At 43.8% G+C, this 19,182-nt stretch carries 21 protein-coding genes and 1 tRNA gene; 17 read left to right on the forward strand and 5 right to left on the reverse strand.

What is annotated here, in order from left to right:
- Window positions 1-79 precede the first annotated feature (79 nt).
- Window positions 80-1,069, forward strand: coding sequence for a D-hexose-6-phosphate mutarotase (locus tag U1F02_RS02595; RefSeq protein ID WP_409988788.1), 990 nt, complete (start codon window positions 80-82; stop codon window positions 1,067-1,069).
- A gap of 66 nt (window positions 1,070-1,135) precedes the next feature.
- Here U1F02_RS02595 and U1F02_RS02600 read toward each other — a convergent pair whose 3' ends face one another.
- Both U1F02_RS02600 and U1F02_RS02605 read right to left on the reverse strand, forming a co-directional pair.
- Window positions 1,136-2,185 (reverse strand): DUF4380 domain-containing protein, encoded by a 1,050-nt coding sequence (locus U1F02_RS02600; protein WP_409988789.1) that lies wholly within the window; start codon window positions 2,183-2,185, stop codon window positions 1,136-1,138.
- Window positions 2,186-2,221: 36 nt separating this feature from the next.
- The gene (locus U1F02_RS02605) at window positions 2,222-3,886 is read right to left on the reverse strand and encodes a response regulator (RefSeq protein WP_409988790.1); all 1,665 of its coding nucleotides are present in this window, start codon (window positions 3,884-3,886) and stop codon (window positions 2,222-2,224) included.
- Between the two features lie 291 nt (window positions 3,887-4,177).
- Here U1F02_RS02605 and U1F02_RS02610 point away from each other — a divergent pair, with 291 nt between their 5' ends.
- The gene (locus U1F02_RS02610; RefSeq protein ID WP_409988791.1) at window positions 4,178-6,322 is read left to right on the forward strand and encodes an FG-GAP repeat protein; all 2,145 of its coding nucleotides are present in this window, start codon (window positions 4,178-4,180) and stop codon (window positions 6,320-6,322) included.
- A gap of 147 nt (window positions 6,323-6,469) precedes the next feature.
- On the opposite strand, the gene U1F02_RS02615 is transcribed toward U1F02_RS02610, so the two are convergent.
- On the reverse strand, window positions 6,470-6,676 hold the full coding sequence (locus tag U1F02_RS02615) for a cold-shock protein (protein ID WP_189416505.1): 207 nt from the start codon (window positions 6,674-6,676) through the stop codon (window positions 6,470-6,472).
- Window positions 6,677-7,131: 455 nt separating this feature from the next.
- On the opposite strand from U1F02_RS02615, the gene fnr reads away from it, so the two are divergent.
- From fnr to U1F02_RS02675, 12 genes are all read left to right on the forward strand, one after another.
- A complete protein-coding gene (fnr, locus tag U1F02_RS02620) occupies window positions 7,132-7,887 on the forward strand; it encodes a fumarate/nitrate reduction transcriptional regulator Fnr (RefSeq protein WP_409988792.1) in 756 nt (251 codons plus the stop codon).
- 2 nt (window positions 7,888-7,889) lie between these two features.
- Window positions 7,890-8,471 (forward strand): DUF4202 domain-containing protein, encoded by a 582-nt coding sequence (locus U1F02_RS02625; protein WP_409988793.1) that lies wholly within the window; start codon window positions 7,890-7,892, stop codon window positions 8,469-8,471.
- 7 nt (window positions 8,472-8,478) lie between these two features.
- Entirely contained in the window at window positions 8,479-8,859 is a 381-nt protein-coding gene (locus U1F02_RS02630; RefSeq protein ID WP_409988794.1) for a SirB2 family protein, read from the forward strand.
- Window positions 8,860-9,006: 147 nt separating this feature from the next.
- Window positions 9,007-9,210 (forward strand): hypothetical protein, encoded by a 204-nt coding sequence (locus tag U1F02_RS02635; protein WP_409988795.1) that lies wholly within the window; start codon window positions 9,007-9,009, stop codon window positions 9,208-9,210.
- A 23-nt stretch (window positions 9,211-9,233) separates the two neighbouring features.
- Window positions 9,234-9,446: a protein kinase domain-containing protein gene (locus tag U1F02_RS02640; RefSeq protein ID WP_409989058.1), complete on the forward strand. Its 213-nt coding sequence runs from the start codon at window positions 9,234-9,236 to the stop codon at window positions 9,444-9,446.
- 135 nt (window positions 9,447-9,581) lie between these two features.
- A complete protein-coding gene (locus tag U1F02_RS02645) occupies window positions 9,582-9,752 on the forward strand; it encodes a hypothetical protein (protein WP_409988796.1) in 171 nt (56 codons plus the stop codon).
- An 11-nt stretch (window positions 9,753-9,763) separates the two neighbouring features.
- Window positions 9,764-10,294 carry a hypothetical protein gene (locus U1F02_RS02650; protein ID WP_409988797.1) on the forward strand — a complete coding sequence of 177 codons (531 nt, stop codon included), beginning with the start codon at window positions 9,764-9,766 and terminating at the stop codon, window positions 10,292-10,294.
- A complete protein-coding gene (locus U1F02_RS02655) occupies window positions 10,284-10,535 on the forward strand; it encodes a hypothetical protein (protein WP_409988798.1) in 252 nt (83 codons plus the stop codon). The genes U1F02_RS02650 and U1F02_RS02655 overlap by 11 nt, the downstream gene beginning before the upstream one ends.
- A 370-nt stretch (window positions 10,536-10,905) precedes the next feature.
- Window positions 10,906-11,091 (forward strand): hypothetical protein, encoded by a 186-nt coding sequence (locus tag U1F02_RS02660; RefSeq protein ID WP_409988799.1) that lies wholly within the window; start codon window positions 10,906-10,908, stop codon window positions 11,089-11,091.
- A complete protein-coding gene (locus U1F02_RS02665) occupies window positions 11,088-12,164 on the forward strand; it encodes a hypothetical protein (protein WP_409988800.1) in 1,077 nt (358 codons plus the stop codon). Before U1F02_RS02660 ends, U1F02_RS02665 begins: the two co-directional genes overlap by 4 nt.
- 42 nt (window positions 12,165-12,206) lie before the next feature.
- Window positions 12,207-12,527 carry an FKBP-type peptidyl-prolyl cis-trans isomerase N-terminal domain-containing protein gene (locus U1F02_RS02670; RefSeq protein WP_409988801.1) on the forward strand — a complete coding sequence of 107 codons (321 nt, stop codon included), beginning with the start codon at window positions 12,207-12,209 and terminating at the stop codon, window positions 12,525-12,527.
- A gap of 37 nt (window positions 12,528-12,564) precedes the next feature.
- On the forward strand, window positions 12,565-12,894 hold the full coding sequence (locus U1F02_RS02675; protein WP_409988802.1) for an FKBP-type peptidyl-prolyl cis-trans isomerase: 330 nt from the start codon (window positions 12,565-12,567) through the stop codon (window positions 12,892-12,894).
- 125 nt (window positions 12,895-13,019) lie between these two features.
- Here the strand turns inward: U1F02_RS02675 and U1F02_RS02680 are convergent.
- Window positions 13,020-13,096, reverse strand: a tRNA-Arg gene (locus tag U1F02_RS02680).
- 164 nt (window positions 13,097-13,260) lie between these two features.
- The gene (locus tag U1F02_RS02685; RefSeq protein WP_409988803.1) at window positions 13,261-14,397 is read right to left on the reverse strand and encodes a PA0069 family radical SAM protein; all 1,137 of its coding nucleotides are present in this window, start codon (window positions 14,395-14,397) and stop codon (window positions 13,261-13,263) included.
- Window positions 14,398-14,674: 277 nt separating this feature from the next.
- Between U1F02_RS02685 and U1F02_RS02690 the strand changes: the two genes are divergently transcribed.
- From U1F02_RS02690 to U1F02_RS02700, 3 genes are all read left to right on the forward strand, one after another.
- Window positions 14,675-15,091 carry a PRC-barrel domain-containing protein gene (locus U1F02_RS02690; RefSeq protein WP_409988804.1) on the forward strand — a complete coding sequence of 139 codons (417 nt, stop codon included), beginning with the start codon at window positions 14,675-14,677 and terminating at the stop codon, window positions 15,089-15,091.
- Window positions 15,092-15,245: 154 nt separating this feature from the next.
- A complete protein-coding gene (locus U1F02_RS02695) occupies window positions 15,246-16,880 on the forward strand; it encodes a VRR-NUC domain-containing protein (RefSeq protein ID WP_409988805.1) in 1,635 nt (544 codons plus the stop codon).
- The gene (locus tag U1F02_RS02700; protein ID WP_409988806.1) at window positions 16,864-19,179 is read left to right on the forward strand and encodes a helicase C-terminal domain-containing protein; all 2,316 of its coding nucleotides are present in this window, start codon (window positions 16,864-16,866) and stop codon (window positions 19,177-19,179) included. Before U1F02_RS02695 ends, U1F02_RS02700 begins: the two co-directional genes overlap by 17 nt.
- Window positions 19,180-19,182: the final 3 nt, after the last annotated feature.

Genomic DNA, 19,182 nt, shown 5'->3' on the forward strand with positions numbered 1-19,182 from the left:
CAAAAAATCTGATACTTAAAAAGGGCGTGCATCATACTGTTTTTAACGCGCCAAAACCAAAAAAATCATGATCTATAAGATGATTACAACTAATGACTTGTATAAAATTGGCCGACTGAAATTTGCTATGGTCTATCTTATGTCCACCTCAGGTACTACCTCTCTCACCCGCGAAAGTTTATTGGGCACAGTCGCCAACCGCGATTTTATTGACCTAGTGTCCAGCCAGATGGCTTTTCCTGGCAGCAGAGGCAAAGGACTACCGATATTGCGAGTATCCACCCCACTATTTACGGCGCATATAGCACTTCAGGGAGCGCAATTACTGAGCTTTCAGGCCAAAGGTGGGAAGCCACTTTTATGGACCAGTCCCAATTGCGACTTCAGCCCCGGGGTCGCTTTACGCGGCGGCATTCCGGTGTGCCTGCCTTGGTTTGGCCCTCATCCAACGAACCCGAAATTGCCAAAGCATGGATTTGCACGCAACCGGGACTGGCAATTAACCAACGCGCACTGCTCTCCCTCTGGGGAAGCGGAGTTAGTATTTGATTTTGATAGCCCTGCAGATGAGTTATTCGCGTACAGCTTCAGCGCCAGACTCACCATGACTTTAGGTTCCAGCATCAAGCTGAATTTGAGCATCACAAACACCGACACCCATTCGTTCGATTGCAGCTGGGCATTACATAGTTATTACCCGGTCAGCTCGCTGAACGAGGTTCGCGTACTCGGACTCTCAGGAAAAATCTATCTAGACAACTTGGAACAGCACGCGGTTAAAAATCAGTACGGCGATGTAGACTTCCACGCTGAGGTTGACCGCGTTTTCCCAGACATCAATAACGACATCCGTATTTCGGGCTCACCCCAAATTCAGATTGAGCACCATAACTGCCCGAGCGTAATTGTTTGGAATCCGGGCCACATCAATGCCGCAAAAATTGTAGATATAGGTGCCGGCCACGAACAAGAATACATATGCGTAGAGCGTGGTGCGGTTCTGTCCGAAAAATGGACCTTAACAGCGAATGAAACCAGAAGTGCGTGGATGAAGATTAAAGCAATTTAATACAACCAAGCTCTGATATAAATCATCACGCGCGAGCAGCACTTCTCGCTTTAAGGCAAGATCAATTTAACGCAAACCCAGCTCGGCCGCATGCGCACGCAAAAATTCAAGTTGCGCATTTCGCGTCGCCGCGCCTTTATATTCAACCAACGTCCAAGTTTCCTCCGCAATCATAAACTCCTTGGGTGCAAGCTTTTTGTAGGGAGCATGAACTTCAAGCTCCATTATTCCAGCCTGCAAATTTTCCGGATTATATTCGTTGTACAACTCAACCTGCCCTTGCTCAGGATGAATTGCAGATTGTGGTTGTAATGGAAATTGAATAATAAAAAGTTGCTTACCGGAAAAACTTGCAATCCAACCTTGCGATGGCTGAATCATGAGTTTGCCTTTACGCATCGCTTTCCCTTGAGTGGGCGGCAAAAAATCCAGAGCAAAAATTCCATCGTTTAGGCTGTAAGTTAAGGGATCAACTGCGTCTGAAGTCATTAGCTGCTGACGAATATCGGCAGCGTTTGCAACAGGGACATAAACGTTTGTATTGGATGCTACACGGGTATTAAACCAAAGATCCCAAGCAATATCCTCTTTACGAATATTGGTAGCACGCACTTGCAGTTTTAAACTATTTTTACGATCAGGGATAAATGCATAAGCCTTCACCAACTGCACACCAGAGATGCTGCTCTCCGCACTTTTCAGCAGCACTTTTTCCGCACTCTGCTCAAGCACCGTATTCCTGGCAATCGCTAAATAAGGGTCTGGCGGCCACACAGCTTTTTTGGCGGCACGCTCTGCATTTAGGTTTTGATGAACCCACCATTCACTTTGTGGCCCTAACCAAACTTCATGCCCCATGTAGCTTATATGTGGCGATGTTGGACTTGGTTGTGCGCGCGTATCCAATGCAGCAAGATCGCCCACCAGCAAAAAATTAGGCTGATCTTTCAACGAAAAAGATAACAAGCGCCCGCCTATATCCGGTGTTATTTCTGCGTTAATGGTGCCGTTGCTTAAATTAAATTTTTGCACTTGGGCCATAGCGAGGGAAGAACCTATGGAAAAAGCCAAAACCAATACAGCAGACAAAAGCGCTTTTAGCGAAAGGTTAAACATATTTTTATCCAGATTTATTGTTAAACGTAAAACCACTCACCACTCAATATCGAGCCCACTCAAATCCATTTTGAACAGCTCATCCACTTCTTTGGTTAAATGGGAATAGCGTGCGTACTGTGGATCTTGCGGATCAATATTGGAAATACGTGACAATGAATTTCTACACAGAGTTTCGTATCCGGTTTGTTCGCCGTGAATTTTGACCTCGGCAATAACAGCCTGTACAAGGTTTAAGTTGAGGCCGATATGCCCCGGGAAGATACCAATGGCATTTCTAAATGTCTCGACGGCTTTTTTGTATTCTTTGCTTTCGTAATAGTCGATACCCGCCTTGGTCATATCCGCCACTTTTTTGCGGCCCTCTTTACTCTTCGGTGTATCAGACATGGAATCCGCTTTGGCAACAACCGCTTCGTGGGTCGGGAATTTCTCGACCAACTCATGCAATACTTCATCTGCCGCCGCTTTATCCCCTTTAACAATGAGTGTTTGCGCAACATCCAAACCGACTTCAGGTTTTAGCTCCTCTTTGCGGTCGTTGTACAAGTTCTTGGCCTTTTCTAAAAAAGGATCTGCCGCTTCTGCTTTATTGTTGTTTAACAATGAGCGTGATTTCAACGCATTACTTTGCACATCGGCACTCACATCAAAATAAGGGCGTTTCTCAAGCTTTTGCAAAACCTCAAATGTTTCTTTCACATATTTATCAGCGTTTGGCTCACCTTCTTTACTCATGTCTGCGAGATTGCGCGCTAAATTAAAATAGTCGTCAGGTGATTCATACACAGAGTTACGCGCAGTTTTTATGACCCGCCTGCTGGCTTCCAAGCACGCTTGCATATCGGCATTTAATTTGGATAGCTCTGCGAGCCTGCGTTGGCGCATGACGGATTTTGGCGAAACTTCTGCTGCATCTTGCATGGCTTGCTGCGCGAGAATTGTATCGCCTTGGCCTAAATAGGCATCGGCAAGAAGATCGTGCGCTTCTACTACGCGCCGGTCGTCGCGAATCACCTCTTTTAAGTTACCTTCCGCTTGCGCATATTCTTTTTTCAACACTTGGGTTTTACCCAATCCCAATTTCGCCCATAGCACTGGGCGCTCGTTCAGTACACCACGATATATGTCTTCAGCGCGTTTAAAATTGAGCAGACGTAAATTCATTTCCGCCTGAATTTGCAAGCAGGCACCACGATAACTCGTATTGGCGTTCAGGCGATCTGCGCAGCGCTGTTCTGCGGCGGCATAATCTTTTTCGTCCATTGCCTGCTTGATGCTGTACAGCTCGCGATGGCGAAGTAAGACGCGATCTAACCGCTGCCGCAACAAAGCTTGCGTAATAGGTTTTGCAACATAGTCGTCCGGCTGGTATTCCAATGCGCCGAGCACCATCTCACGCGAGGTCTCCGCAGTTACCATCACAAATATACTGGTGTTATTGAGACGATTTCGGTAACGCAACTCCTCAAGAACCTGCTGGCCATCTCGACCCGGCCCCAAATTGTAGTCGCACAACACCATGTGGTAGTGATTGCCGAAACAGGCGTCCATAGCTTGTTCGCCGTTGGCGACCACGTCTACATGTTGGACACCAAATACTCGCAGCATCCCGGAAATAGCGACTCGCACATCGGGCATATCGTCTACAACGAGACATTTCATCTGGCTGTAGAGTCTTATTAAATCAATTTGACGCATGCAGGTTTAATTCACCTAATGACAATTTTTATACAAATTCGGGAGGGGAAATCCGTTATAACTGGAGTTTAGCAGCCCGCTACAAATCTGCCTTCGTTAGTTATGGCTAAGTGATTGATTTGTCGGTCGGAACCTCCGCTCAAGCCGAGTGTCCTAAGCCAGCCTTTAAGCCTTGCCCCCGCACGAAATCGAATTGCGCAAGCATTGAAGATAATGAAGGGTTTAGATTGACACCGAGCGCCGCGCCACACAGAATCGCCGGCTATGTTGAAACATCAGGAAATTAGCTGAATGAATATTGTTAGAATCTCTCGTTTGCTGAAGCAGAGCACACTTTTATTGACCGTTTTAGGCTCAGGCTTGCTACTGACCGCATGTGGCGGTGGCGGCGGTAGTAAAAGCAGCAGTAGCAGCTCCGTCAGCAGCTCATCCAGCTCCCATGTTTTTAGTTCAACACCAGTCACACCACCCGGCAGCGGTACGTGGCCAGATGTAAAGGTTTCTGCAAGCGGCACCAAAAACCTCAAGTTTGATTGGACGCCTGTTTCCGGCGCAACCCATTACAAGTTATTAAAAAAAGCAGATAACAACAGCACCTTTACTCAGGTTGGGGCTGATTTCACGACCAACTCTGCTATTGACCCTGTGAGCGTCCATCTGACCGATTGGGTAAACAGCCGCTACAAAGTTCAAGCCTGTAACGACAGTGGCTGCCAAGATTCAAACCCGATCATTGCAGACAGCGCCATGAACTCCGCTATTACCTACCTCAAAGCGTCTAACACTGAGGCTAACGATTGGTTTGGGTGGAGCGTGACGATTTCCGGTGATGGCAAAACCATGGCGATTGGTGCTCCCACAGAAGCCAGTAACGCCACAGGAGTGAATGGTGACCAAACCAGCAACACCAGCACAACCTCGGGCGCCGTTTATGTTTTCGCCAAGGTGAACGGTAACTGGCAACAAGAGGCTTACTTAAAAGCATCCAACACTGAACAACCCGGCGATGGTGTTTCCGCCCCGATTCCCAACCCTAATGCACGTTTTGGCTATCAGGTCGCACTGAGCACAGACGGCAATACACTCGCGGTAAGCGCCATTAACGAAGACAGCGTGTCCATTGGGGTAAATTGTGAGCCACACTACCTGACTATTTCTTCAGCCGCATCCAACTCTCAAGGCTATGTAACCGAAACCCGCAACACTGACATAGGTGCCGTTTACGTGTTCAAGCGTGTTAGCGCGTCCTGGACCCAACAGGCTTATATCAAGCCGATCTTTGGTTACTATAACGGCAATACAAATTTGGCGTTCGGCAGCACAATTGCCCTCTCAGGCGACGGGAAAACCTTAGCTGTGGGCACAACTGCAGACAAACTTAAGCAATCAGGAATTATTCCCGCAGTTGGTGAAGGTAGCAGCTCGGTTGCATTCAAATGTCTGGATTTCTCATCCAGCAGAAGCTCAAGCACATCATCAAGTTCATCGTCATCATCAATAAGCTCATCATCAAGCAAAACCAGCTCGACAAGCTCAAGCACTCCTGGTGGAGCAGATTCTGGCGCTGTTTACGTCTACACACTGAAAGAAACGGGCTGGATTGAAGAAGCTTTTGTAAAAGCGTCTGATGCGGGAGAGAGCGATGCTTTTGGCGCAGCTGTAACTCTTTCTTACGATGGAAATTTACTGGCAGTAGGCGCCCCGTTTGAAGACAGTAAAGACAGCAGCGCTAATAATGATACGGTTCTGGTCAACAAGGTAGATTTTAACTCCGATTTCGGGGGCGTGTATGTGTTCAGCCGCGAAGGAACCAAGTGGTCAGAGAAGGCGAAGCTTAAGCCGTCTAACCCGCATTGGGCACAAAGATTCGGCGCATCAATTAAGATTTCAGATGATGGATTGACATTGGCGGTTGGCTCACCAACAGATAAAGTCAAAACTGGCGGGATTAATCCCACTGGCACCGACTATGATGTCGATGACGACACAACACACAACTCCGGAGCTGTGTATATTTTTGCGAAATCTGACACAACATGGGCACAACAAGCCTACATAAAAACCGCAAACATTATTCCGGGCTACCTGTTCGGCAGTGCAGTTTCCTTATCGGCTAACGGCAATATACTCGCGGTGGGAACTTGGGTAGACTCAAGCCAAGCCACAGGAATAAATGGAGATCAGCTGGATACAGGCGCAGTCACTGCTGGTGCCGCATATATATTCACCCGTACAGGAAGCACTTGGGCGCAGAAAAGCTATGTGAAAGCCCCCAATACTAACGCACTAGACCGCTTCGCGCGCACATTAGAGCTCGATGATTCGGGGGAAAACCTAGCAGTTGGAGCCTACCGTGAAGAGAGTAACGCAACCGGTATCAATGGAGACAGGAACAACAACTCCGCCCAAGCAGCAGGCGCAGCCTATCTTTACTAAAACAACTATACCAAGCTCTAAAAGCCCGCATACGCGGGCTTTTTTTTGGTCTGCAAGAAATAAGGATATGATGCAGTCATCCACAGCAAAATCACAGACATAAAAAAACCGCAACAAGTGCGGTTTTTTCAGCCGAATCCTAAAGGATTAGAGACCGGTTACGTTTTCAGCTTGTGGGCCTTTTTGGCCTGGCTTAACGTCGAACTCAACACGTTGACCTTCAGCCAAGGTTTTGAAACCTGAACCGCTGATTGCGCTGTAGTGTACAAAAACGTCTTGGCCAGCTTCGCTAGCGATAAAACCAAAACCTTTTGACTCGTTGAACCATTTAACTGTGCCAGTGCTTCTAGCCATTTTAAACCTCGATGATCTTAAAAATAAAAATGTAATGCTGACAGATCGGTGTTACTTATGAAGAAGCATCGAGTTACTATTAACCTAACACTGGAAACCAGTGAGATGCACTGCTAGAACAACGGATGTGACTTACCATAAATAATTGTGAACATAGCCTAAGCAAATGTTCACGCTGCAATTTGGCCAGCGAAGGAACTATATGCCCCATATTCCGGTAAGTAAAGATTTAATTGCGCAAGCCGAGAATTAGCCAGCAAATAGTTCTTCCAGTAGCCCGCAATAAAGTATGGTGTTCGAGGAAGAACTAACACAGGCCCCATTTCACCCCAACCAACGAACCAAGCGTATAAGTAAGGCATCGAGTGGAAACAACGCCACTCTACTATTTACCGCCTGCACTAAAGCTGCAACAATCCACTTTTTAAACCACACTGGCTAGCAACGAGTTGCCCATGAACGACTTTCAACCTCCCTTCATAAAAACTCACGACGTCCACTGCGCTCACGACAAGCGTATCAGCTGCACTAACTGTCGATTGAACGCCATTTGTCTTCCTATCACCCTGCATATTGAGGATATAGATCGCCTGAATAGCATTGTGCAACGTGGTAAGCCATTACAAAAAGGTGAATACCTCTACCGCGCGCAGGATCCTTTTGACTCGGTATTTGCGATTCGATCAGGCGCTGTAAAAGCCGTTAGCATTAGCGAAACCGGCGATGAGCAGGTAACGGGTTTTTATCTGCCCGGAGAGGTTGTTGGACTTGATGGCCTCGCAGCCGATACTTATACCAACTCCGTGATTGCGCTTGAAACCTCATCGGTTTGCGAAATTCCCTTCAATAGACTTGAAGAGCTGAGCTTGCAGATTCCGACCTTGCAGCGCCACTTTTTCCAGCTTATGAGTCGTGAGATTACGCAAGAACAACAAGTTATCACGCTGTTAAGTAAAAGTAGCGCCGAAGCACGTATCGCCAGTTTGCTGCTGAGTATTTCTGCTCGAAACGGCCGCCGAAACTTATCAACCAACAATTTCATTTTGCCGATGTCACGCACAGACATCGGAAATTTTCTAGGACTCACTATTGAAACCGTGAGCCGGGTTTTCACGCGCTTGCAAAAAAATAACGTGATTGTTGTCGACAAAAAAGAAATCTCTATCGTCGACATGGAAAACCTTCAAATAATTGCCAAGGGCACAGACTAAGCATGAATCAGCTTGAACAAACGCTGGCAGATTTCGATGAGCTTAACGCCCAAGATCCCAATACCGAAATATCAAATGGTGAGACAGTTGCGAAGGAGTTGCTCTACAGCCAACGCATGACGACTCAGCTCCACAAATTTGTGAACCAACCTTCCGAAGAACTCCAATTAGCAGCGCGTAGTCAGCATATTTGCCGTTGGAAAATTCCACGCAGCGACTACCCAATGGATCGCCAAGGCTACAAAAAATGGCGTTTGGATCTTGCAGTGTTCCATGGCGAAACTGCGGGCAATGTAATGATTAAAAATGGCTACGGGGACGATAAAGTACAACGTGTAAAAGACTTGCTATTGAAACGCAGCTTAAAACGTGACGCAGAAGTTCAAGCTCTGGAAGATGTTGTTTGCCTGGTTTTTCTGGAATTTTACTTGGAAGATTTTGCAAGCAAACACGATGAGGTCAAACTTATCGATATCATCCAGAAAACTTGGAATAAAATGTCTGATGCTGGCCATGCGGCGGCATTAAAACTTACTTTCTCCAATCAAATGCTTTCGTTAGTTACCAAAGCACTGCAAGCCTAGGATTCATATGTACGAGATTTTAAAGCACATTCACTTAACTGCCTTAGCTGTTTCATTTTTGCTTTTTTTCGCTCGCGGTATTCTGATGATGCGCGAATCTCCAAACGCGATAAATAAGCTCTTTTTGATCGCACCTCACATCGTTAATTTGATTTTAATTGCCAGCGGTATCTGGCTAGCAGTAACCTTGCACCTAACCCCGTCGACTCAACCGTGGCTAGCAGCAAAACTCATTGCTTTGGTCGTTTATATCGCATTAGGCATTGCTACCTTCAAGCATCCGAAACTCTTCATTAGAAAAATACTGTGGATTACAGCGCTGATCGTTTTCGCGTTTATCGTCAGCGTCGCAAAAAGCAAAAGCCCGCTAGGCTTCTTCGCAGGCTAAGGCAAATCCAATTAAAACGCGCTTTAAAGCGCGTTTTTTACTTACCCAAAACCAAAGCAATTTAACTCAATTGCGGAAGCAGGTTTTGGAGGACACAATTACAGGCTATTGCCTTAAAACAACCTTGGGCTCTGGCGGAGTGGCGACGTGTATCTTGCAATGCAAGAGTCGTTAGATCGTCAAGTTGCCATAAAAGTTTTCGACGCATCTCTTATTGATGATGCTTTCATCAAATCTCAATTCGAACAAGAGTCAAAATTAATTGCGAGCCTTAATCACCCCAACATAGTTCAAGTCATCGATCAGGGTATTAGTGATCAAGGACGCCCCTATTTTTGTAATGCCCTTTAAAATCAGTTCCACTCAGCGCTATTCTGAAAAGAAATGACATTAGCACAACGCGTAAAATTGATATTGCTATACAAATTTGCAAAGCATTAGCCTATGCGCATCGAAACGGCGTGATTCATCGCGACATTAAGCCGGGCAACATTTTAGTTGATTATGACGGACATGTACGCCTGGTTGATTTCGGTATAGCAGGTTATTTCACGAAAAACGACTGTTTGCGGAAAACAACTTTATAAAGATTACAGACTTTGGATTCCCGGCTCACACCTATCTTGAACAAGATAATTGGTCTAGACAAAAAGGTATAAATCGAATCAGCAAGCTTAGATATTTATGCCTCGGGCGCTGTGCATAGAGAGACGGAGCGACTATTGGAGGCTGCCTTCCCAGGTAGGTTCGATTACAATGCTACACGCAAGTTTGATTTTATTGATAAATTTACTGGTGAAATTATTGAATTAACAACAACCAAACAAGCTGGTAATCATGCCGCTCGTTTGGGTGGTTGGGAATCAATAGTTACCTATACACCTTTTCCTTGATGGAGTTAAAAGTGAGCGAGATTCCTGAGTTTCAAGTTAGGCTAAAAAAACCTGGCCTCCGCATTGTTAAAGAAGAGTTGTCTTTTTCAAATCAAAAGCTTACTTCCATGACATATGAAAATTTAAAAATTGGCTCGCTTTCTGTTGAAAATTGCGAATTTATTAATTGTACTTTTCGAGATATTAAAGCTGATAAAGCTTGCTTTGGTGGAGGTTATAAACAAAGCAAGTACAGATCATGTTTGTTTGAGAATTTTGATTTTCGTTCAACAGCTTCAGGAGATGCATTGTTTGAAAATTGCACTTTTAAAAATATTTTTGCGCGGGAATTTTATTGCTACCAAATAGAGTTTATTAATTGTAGTTTTTCCGGAAAAATTAAAAAGGGATATTTTAATAAGTTTCTCCCGTACAACCTAGAAACCAGTAATAGAACGGAAAACCGGCTTATAGGCAATGACTTTAGTGAAATTATATTTGATGATTTTGGGTTTAGGGGGGGGGGTAGATTTAGAAAATCAAAAATTACCTATGGCGAATGATGATTTTGTTTTTGTAAAAAATGGACGTATTTTTTTGGAGTCAAAGAAAAACGAAGCAGATAGTATTCCCAATCTTCAATTAAGAAATGACGTAAAAAAACTTATTGATGTTTTTATGTATGATGTCGATGAGGGGCAGGATCAACTTTACTTTTCAATTAATAGCGTCCCTAAAAAACTTACCATGGCATTCATATGGATATTTGAGGAAATGCCATTTAAAGGAGCAAGGGCGGACTGAATGGATTTTAACTTAGCAAGACCAAAAAAACCTTAAACACAAAGGAAAGCCTTGTAAAAAATCGCGAGCGATTATCCATCTTAAATTACCAGGCACCGCTTCGCTGATAAATTCCCAACTAAACAATCGCAATATAAATTTCGATTTTAAGGGCGCACTCTATCGAAAAATATTTTTAGTCACCGCATTAAAAAATGTTCTTTAAAAAATAAAGAAGCCACATAGTTACGTCACCATCAACTGCTATAACACTATAGTCCTTTCAACACCCCTACTAGCATTACCCAAGGCTCGGCTTTCTCCACAATGGCTTACGGCCCTAATCAGGATCGTATCCAGTACAGCAAGTTTTACCAAATACGTAGGTGGCTTGTACGAAGAAGTAACACGTGGCGGCATCACGCAAAAGATTCATTACGTAGGCGACTTCGGGTTGTTTATTCAAGCCGGTGGTATCACACCCACCAAAACCCACAAATACTTGCACCGCAACCATGTAGGCCCCATAGTCGCCACATCAAATGAAACGCTCAACAGCGCTGCAGACGTCGTGTGAGAAACCAACGGTGCTTGGGCGAGCGCCGTTACCAGCAGTGTAACGGCCCTGCCAACCCAAGCTATATACCTGCCGATACAAAAATCGAGGCCATGTTTTATAAAATGGAAGGTTCCACTAAGCTTGAACAAGAAGTATATGAACAATATAAAATCATAACGAATGATGGCATTGAAAATCTTCTCAATAAAGTCAATCCCATGGGTGGAAGAATGGATAAGTTTTCGATATGGTCGACGATGCAATTACAAAATATAATTTGCCGAGATAAAAAAATGAACAAAGAGATTAAATTATCTTACGACAATACTGTATTGGACTACAAAAAAGGTTATACGCCAGAATTTGTAAAATCAGTAATCGAACAAAAAAAATTAAAGGGGATGAGGTTATTTGCAGTCTTAAATGAAGATCGAGTTGAGAGTTTTGACTTTTTAAAAGATTTTAATTTTCTTAAGTTTTTGAGCATTGCTTCCAGAGATGACCATGATTACGATTTTTTAAATTTTTTTGGCGGTTTGCATGAATTCTCTGTCATAACTGAAGGAAAAAAAATAATTGATTTGAAACCGCTTAAAGAGCTAAGAAAATTGGTTCTTGAATGGCGGAAAAATAAAATACTCGGCATTGAGCATTGTTTAAATTTAGAGTATTTGGCCGCAATAGATTTTGATCAGGTGGATTTTTCTTTGCTTGAAAAAGCTCCACAATTAAAAACATTTAGGGTAAAAACATCCAAAATAAAATCTGTTCATGGGCTTGAGTTTGTTCCTTATCTGGAAGATTTATTGATCGCAAATTGCCGCTCACTTGAAAGCGTTAAATCCATAAGCAATCATAAAAATCTACGTACGTTGCACGTAGAGGCGTGTAAAAAAATAATGGATTTTGAGTATCTAGAGGGGTTGCCGAATCTAGAAAAGATTTTGATTATGGATTGCGGGGATATAGCTTCTTTGGGTTTCCTGCGCAATTTTCCATCACTTAATGAATTTAGGTTAATAGGAAGGTCAAAAATAATTGATGGGGATTTAAGTCCGCTGGAAAATATTAAGACAGTAGTGTTGCCATAAGGAAAAATCTGGCACAGAGGCAGGTTAAGGCAATTTAAAACAATGATATTTGCATTACTTTTGTCAAGTTGTTTGGTCGGGTGCAGTCAAAAAGATAAAGCTCAGCAAAAACCGCTCGTAGTACAAACTCTGGAACAAAAAGCGCAATATGCTATAGCTCGCGGCCTAGCCTTGAACCTGCAAAAAGATGGCGCATCACTGGATGCAGAGGTACTAGCCGCAGCCTTTAAAGATGTACTATTAGGTCAACCTTCAAGGCTTACCGAGCAAGAGATGAACCAAGCAATGGCCGAGCTGCAAACAAAATTAGAGAAAAAAATCCGAAGAGCAAAAAAATTCCAGCAACAAAAACCAATTATCTGAAAAGAAGTTCCTCGAAGAAAACCAGAAGCAAGACGGTGTGCTAACAACACCGAACGGCTTACGGTACAAGATTATTCAAAAAGGAACGGGCGAGAAACCTAAAGCAGACGACATTCTGAATTTAAATTATGTTGGCAAATTGATTGATGGAACTGAGTTCGATAGCTCCAAAAAATTAGGTCAGCCGCTATCAATTCAAGCAAAAGCCGGATTACCTGGTTGGGGCGAAATAATTCCAATGATGCCAAAAGGCTCCAAGTGGGAAGTTTATGTTCCCGCTAAACTAGCCTTCGGCCCAGAGGGAAATTCAAAAGTACCACCCTCTGCTTTGGTTATTTACGAACTCGAGTTGTTGGATACCAAATAACTTGCCTGTATCGACTCGTAATTGGTTCTGGAAAGCGGCAAATATTGTCGAGGAATTTAAGGACGAGCAGCAAGCGGATCTGAAACAAAAAAGGCCTAGCGATTACGCTAGGCCTTTATCTTGTATGGCGCACTCAGGAGGATTCGAACCTCCGACCGCTCGGTTCGTAGCCGAGTACTCTATCCAGCTGAGCTATGAGTGCAGTGTCGAGGCGCGCATTCTATTGACCCAAGCCAACATCGTCAAGCATTTATTTGCTTTTCTACTATGTCTTTTTGAAAATTATTCTCTTAAAAATCAATTGAATACACAAAACAGACAATCTGAATAAATTGCAGGCTATTTCTCAAGACCCAACCCGCTCCGCTAACCGAAAAAATCCATTTGCTCGTCCCCCCGCTTCTTGGCCGGAATAACGAGAGGTTTCCGGAATACGGAGGTGTCGAGTTGCTGGAACCGGTTGTGCTTACCAATCCCAACCCCCAACAAGGCCTTGCGGAAGCGCTGGGAAATCATATCAGCCCATAAACCTTCCCCGTGCATCCGCGAGCCAAAGCTGGCATCGTAGTCTTTGCCGCCCTGCATATCTCTTACCCTGTTCATAACCCTTTCTGCACGGTCAGGAAAATGAGCTTGCAGCCACTCCTGAAACAACGGATTTACCTCCCAAGGCAACCGCAATATGGTGTAGCCAGCAGAAGTGGCCCCCGCGTCGAAGGCGGCACAGATTATTTTCTCAATATCTTGATCAGTCACAAAGGGGATAATTGGGGCAACACTTACCGCTACGGGAATTCCGGCAGCAGCTAACCTGCGGATAGTCTCCAATCGTCGCGCAGGAGAGGCTGCGCGAGGCTCCAGGGTGCGGGCTGTTTCGTGATCCAATGTAGTGATAGTCACCGCTACCATAGCAAGATTTTGACTTGCCATATCCGAGAGCAAATCTATATCCCGCTCAATAAGTGAGGATTTGGAAATCAAACCAACCGGATGTCTGGATTCCTTCAAAACCTCAAGCACGCCCCGCGTAAGCCTCAACTTTCGTTCGCACGGTTGGTATGCATCAGTATTGACACCCAATGCTATGGCACCAGGAACGTATGAATCGGCCGCGAGCTCACTGCGCAAAAGCTCGGCAGCATTCAGCTTTGCAAATAAACGAGTTTCAAAATCCAACCCTGGCGATAATCCCAAATAAGCATGTGATGGACGAGCAAAACAGTAAATACAACCATGTTCACATCCGCGATATGGGTTCAACGACACACTGAAAGGTAAATCCGGTGATTGGTTTCGAGACAAGATAGTTTTCGCGTACTCGGGCGTAACTTGCGTCTTTAATACAGATTGAGGCTCATCACCCTGCCACCACCCGTCATCCACCCACTCACTGGTTTGTATCTCGAAACGACCAGATAAATTACTAACGGCGCCCCTGCCCTTTTTGGCGTTAGTCGGCGCCAAGATCCAGCGGGATTCATCAAACTCATCCGGAACCATCATGCGCCACCAATACTGTATAAATATACAGAATATAGGGTTAGCGATTTAGGAAGTCAAGGATGCTTGAGCAGAATGTCTTCAACAAAATCGAAACAAATCGACAAAAAATGAAGCACTCCTCCGTTGAAATAATTTTTCAAAGAAATTAGTTAAACGCCAGCAAATTTATTCCTGTGCGTTCCCGTACAGATTTAGGAATCAAATAATTATTAGATGCATATGTAGTAAACATACTGCAAGCAAAAAATTCACTTAGGTTAAAAATTCGGAGATAGATATGAACTACGAAACTCGAGATACCTATGGCATGTACAAACACAAATATCATTCCGGCCCCGGCCCACGCTTAATGGGCGCAGACACACTCAATGGAAATGATGTTTATAACAACAACGATGAAGATCTGGGTGACATCAAAGAAATTATGCTTGATGTAGCAAGTGGAAAAATCGCTTATGCAGTACTTTCTTTCGGCGGCATTATGGGCTTGGGTGAAAAGCTATTCGCAGTGCCTTGGAAGGCCTTAAGACTTGATACAGAAAACAAGCGCTTCATTTTAGATGTAAGCAAAGAACGCTTACAAAACGCACCCGGATTCGACAAAGATGACTGGCCTGATATGGCTGACACCTCTTGGTCCGAAAACATTCACAACTTTTACGAAACTGAACCTTTTAGTAGCCGCCAACATTAATAACAGCCGCTACTCTGCTCGACTAAAGCCATATCTTCGGATATGGCTTTTTTATTCGGCGCCGGATAATTCAAAAGTTAATCGTTAAAGCAGGCTCGCAAACTGTATCTATAACCAGTACAATATAAATATAAAAACTTTTGGTTTGAATTCAATGAATAGCGCGCCCGATCTCGCCCCCTACTATTATCTATCCAATTTTCAGTTTTTAGTGAGCTGGGTTGTTAATCGCTATACAGATTTGCTAACACAAGACGAACTAAACTTTGTGAGGATTTTTGAAAGCTTACCCCAGGGTAGCCAATGCCTTTATGTTCGCTTGGCAAGTCGCGCTGGCAACCTTTTTCGTGCAGATAAAATTAAATACGCGGAAATTGAATGTATTGAGAGCTCCGCGCTTCATTTAGTTCATGCTGGTTTGATAGATATTCATGTGAGCTTGAACGTGAGCGATCTCTCACGAGTCTTAACCAAACCAGAGCTCCAACATCTATTCGGACAAAATCACAAGAGTGAACGTAGATGTGACCTGATTGATCGCGTAGCTCAACAATATCCCGAAACCAAAGACTGGCACGAATGGACTTCGGGAATATTCGGTCATCTTTATCGCTTAAAGTGGCAAGAATTACTTAACACTTTTACGTTGCTTTTTTTTGGTAACACCCATCAAAATTTAACAGAGTTTGTGTTGCAAGATTTGGGTATTTTTCGATACGAAAACTATCAAATTGATCATCAGTATCGCATTTTCAAGACTCGCGATGAACTTAGCCTATTCCAGAAGTTGAGTAATCTTCGTGAACAATGCGAGCTTGCCACATTAAACGAAGAGCTAGTCTGCATTGCAATGCAAATTCCCGCTTCGGTGTCATCTGAGATCCTGTTACGCAGGAAATCAAAACTGTGTAATAAGCTAGCAAATGCTTTAGTGCGACATAACAATCACTCGCTGGCAATAGAATTGTATCGTCAAAGCCATTTGGCTCCTGCTCGCGAATGCCGGATACGCTTATTAGAAAAACAGGGAATGTACGCAGAAGCTTGGGAGTTATTAGAAGCTGTTTCCAAAAATCCAATTGATGAACAAGAACTACAGATCTTCGGGCGTCTCTCTTCAAGAATTTCTAAAAAGCTTGGAAGACCAGTAATTCCTATCATCAATCCGCAACTTAACGAAAAATCCATTTTTCTAAATAAGTTTAATGGTGAATCACGCGTTGAAGAAATAGTACGCCAACATATTAATTGCGATTCCTCTCCTTGTATATATGTTGAAAACCAATTATTTCTTGGGCTGTTCGGTTTATGGTTATGGCCCGAAATGTTTAGAGGCGTAGATGGCGCATTTGCCAACCCTTTTCAATCAGCGCCTTTAGACATGTATGAGCAAAACTTTACCGATAAACGACTAAAGATCACTGAGTTATTCGAGTTGTTTGAAAGCGACATCTATAAAGACCACATCAAACATATTTGGAAGACGAAACTCGGGCTTGCAAACCATTTTGTAAACTGGAATTTTTTGAACGAAAACCTTATCGATCTTGCCTTGGAGTCGATACCTGCAAATCATTTAAAACTTATTTTTAAACGCATCTTATTCGATATCCGAAATAACCGCAGCGGCCTCCCTGACCTTATTCAATTTTTCCCCGAAAGCAGGAGTTATTTGTTGATTGAAGTAAAGGGGCCGGGAGACAGGATTCAAGACAATCAGCGACGCTGGTTCAATTATTTCTCCGAACACAATATTCCGGCTGAGGTTTTATATGTTAGCTGGCAATAAAACTACGGTTGTGGCCATAAAAACACTCGTTGAGTTCGCAGCAAAAACTGGCAGTCTGGATCGTAAATTCAACCCATCACCCAGTGGACAAGAGGGTATCGAGGGTCACAAGCGCGTCACTACGAATCGCCCCGATGATTACCAGACCGAAGTCAGTTTAAGCACAGAGCTTGAGGGAGTCACTTTTCGCGGTCGCGCAGATGGATACGAGCCCGCTAGCCATTGTGTTGAAGAAATCAAAACATTTTACGGCGATATTGAAAACATCCCAACGAATCACACCTACTTACATTGGGCGCAAATAAAATGTTATGCATGGATGCTATGTGAAAAGCTTGGTTGCGAATCGATTAAGGTGGCACTTATTTATTTTAATTTGACGGACCAAAAAGAACATCGTTTTGAAAACACCTGTACCGCACAAGAGCTACAACTTTTTTTTCGAGAACTAGCCGAACATTATTTAGCTTGGCACACTAAAATTAATCAGCGTCTTGTTCAGCTCGGCAGCTGGATCGAAAAACTTGCGTTTCCCTACGGCACCATGCGCTCATCCCAGCGCCTTATGGCGGAAGCCGTTTACAAATCTGCAGCAACCGGTCGCGTGTTGTTGGCAGAAGCACCAACCGGCACAGGCAAAACCTTGGCTGGGCTGTTTCCCGCGTTAAAAGCAATGACGCGTACAGAGATCAATAAAGTTTTTTACCTCACAGCCAAAACCACGGGTAAACATTTAGCTCTGGAAAACATCGCTTTAATAGCAAGCGATAATGGCACGGTTCCGTTGCGAGCCTTGGAATTAACGGCGCAAGAAAAATCCTGTTTACAGGCTGGAAGCCAATGCAGAGGTGATACATGCGTCTATGCTCTCGATTTTTATACAAAGTTAAAGCGCGCAAGAGAGGCCGCTTATGAATACCCGATCCTAGACAAAACTACGCTTGCTCAACTTGCTCATACGTACGAGATATGCCCGTTTTATCTGAGCATGGAGATGTGCCGTTGGGTGGATATAGTGGTTGCCGATGTCAATTATTATTTCGACGGAACTCCACTGCTTCTAGGACTCACCCAAGAGTTTAACTGGCGCCCCTATTTACTTGTGGATGAATGCCACAATCTAATTGATCGCGGGCGCCAAATGTACTCTGCCGAACTAAATCGCAAACAACTTTTAAGCGCAAAAAAAGCTGCTGTCAAATCTATAAAAAAACCTTTGGGTGCGATTAATAAATTATGGTCAAAAATGATTGATGATGTGGGGCGATATGAATTTTCAGTCATTCCTAATCTGCCTGAAAAATTCATTCTGTCATTACTTGAGTTTACAAATAAATATGTCGAGTTGCTGCAACAACATCCGGATCACCCAATTCAACATACACCAGCGCACGAATTCTTTTTTTCTGCTTTGCGATTTCAAAATGTATTTGAATCTATTGACGATGATTTCTGTATAGATTTGCAATCGCAGCATAAAAACGCCGAAATACTTACGCTGCGCAATTTAATTCCAGCGCGTTTACTTTCTCAGCGAACGGAACTAGCCAGTGGATCCTGCTTCTTTTCAGCAACATTAAGTCCCCCGGAGTATTATCGAACATTATTAGGTTTACCCGATGATAGCGTGCAGCTAAATGTGCCCTCGCCTTTTCAGGAGAATCAGCTCACCGTTAAGATCGCAAATAACTTATCCATGCGCTTTAAAGATCGTAACGCAGCTGTAGATACCGTGTGCCATTTAATTTGCCAACAATTGCGAGAACAACCAGGAAACGCCATTGTGTTTCTCCCAAGCTACGACTTTTTGCAAAAAGTAAACGAGCATCTGCGTTACACGTTCGCTGATATGGATATTAAGCTTCTTCAGCAGGCGAGACGAATGAGCGAGCAAGAACGGCAATTATTTATTCAGGAATTCAACACACACAACAACATTTTAGGGCTCGCTGTACTGGGAGGAGTGTTTGGTGAGGGAATTGATCTTGTTGGAGATTCGCTGAAGGGGGTATTTATCACAACGCTTGGTCTCCCCCAAATTAACCCGATTAACGAATACATTCGCAGCCTAATGCAATCTCGATTTCAGCGGGGTTATGACTTCACTTATACATTTCCAGGAATTCAGAAAGTTATTCAAGCTGCCGGCCGTGTAATAAGAACCCAAGATGATACCGGGTACCTATGGCTACTAGATGAACGATTTTTGCAAAAAGACATAAGAAATTTACTACCCAGCTGGTGGGCAATAAAAAGTGAAGCCTTGGATTCAGGCAATAAAAAACCCCGGGCGCTTTAAAAC

The organism is Cellvibrio sp. (assembly GCF_046347455.1).
Taxonomy (GTDB): domain Bacteria; phylum Pseudomonadota; class Gammaproteobacteria; order Pseudomonadales; family Cellvibrionaceae; genus Cellvibrio.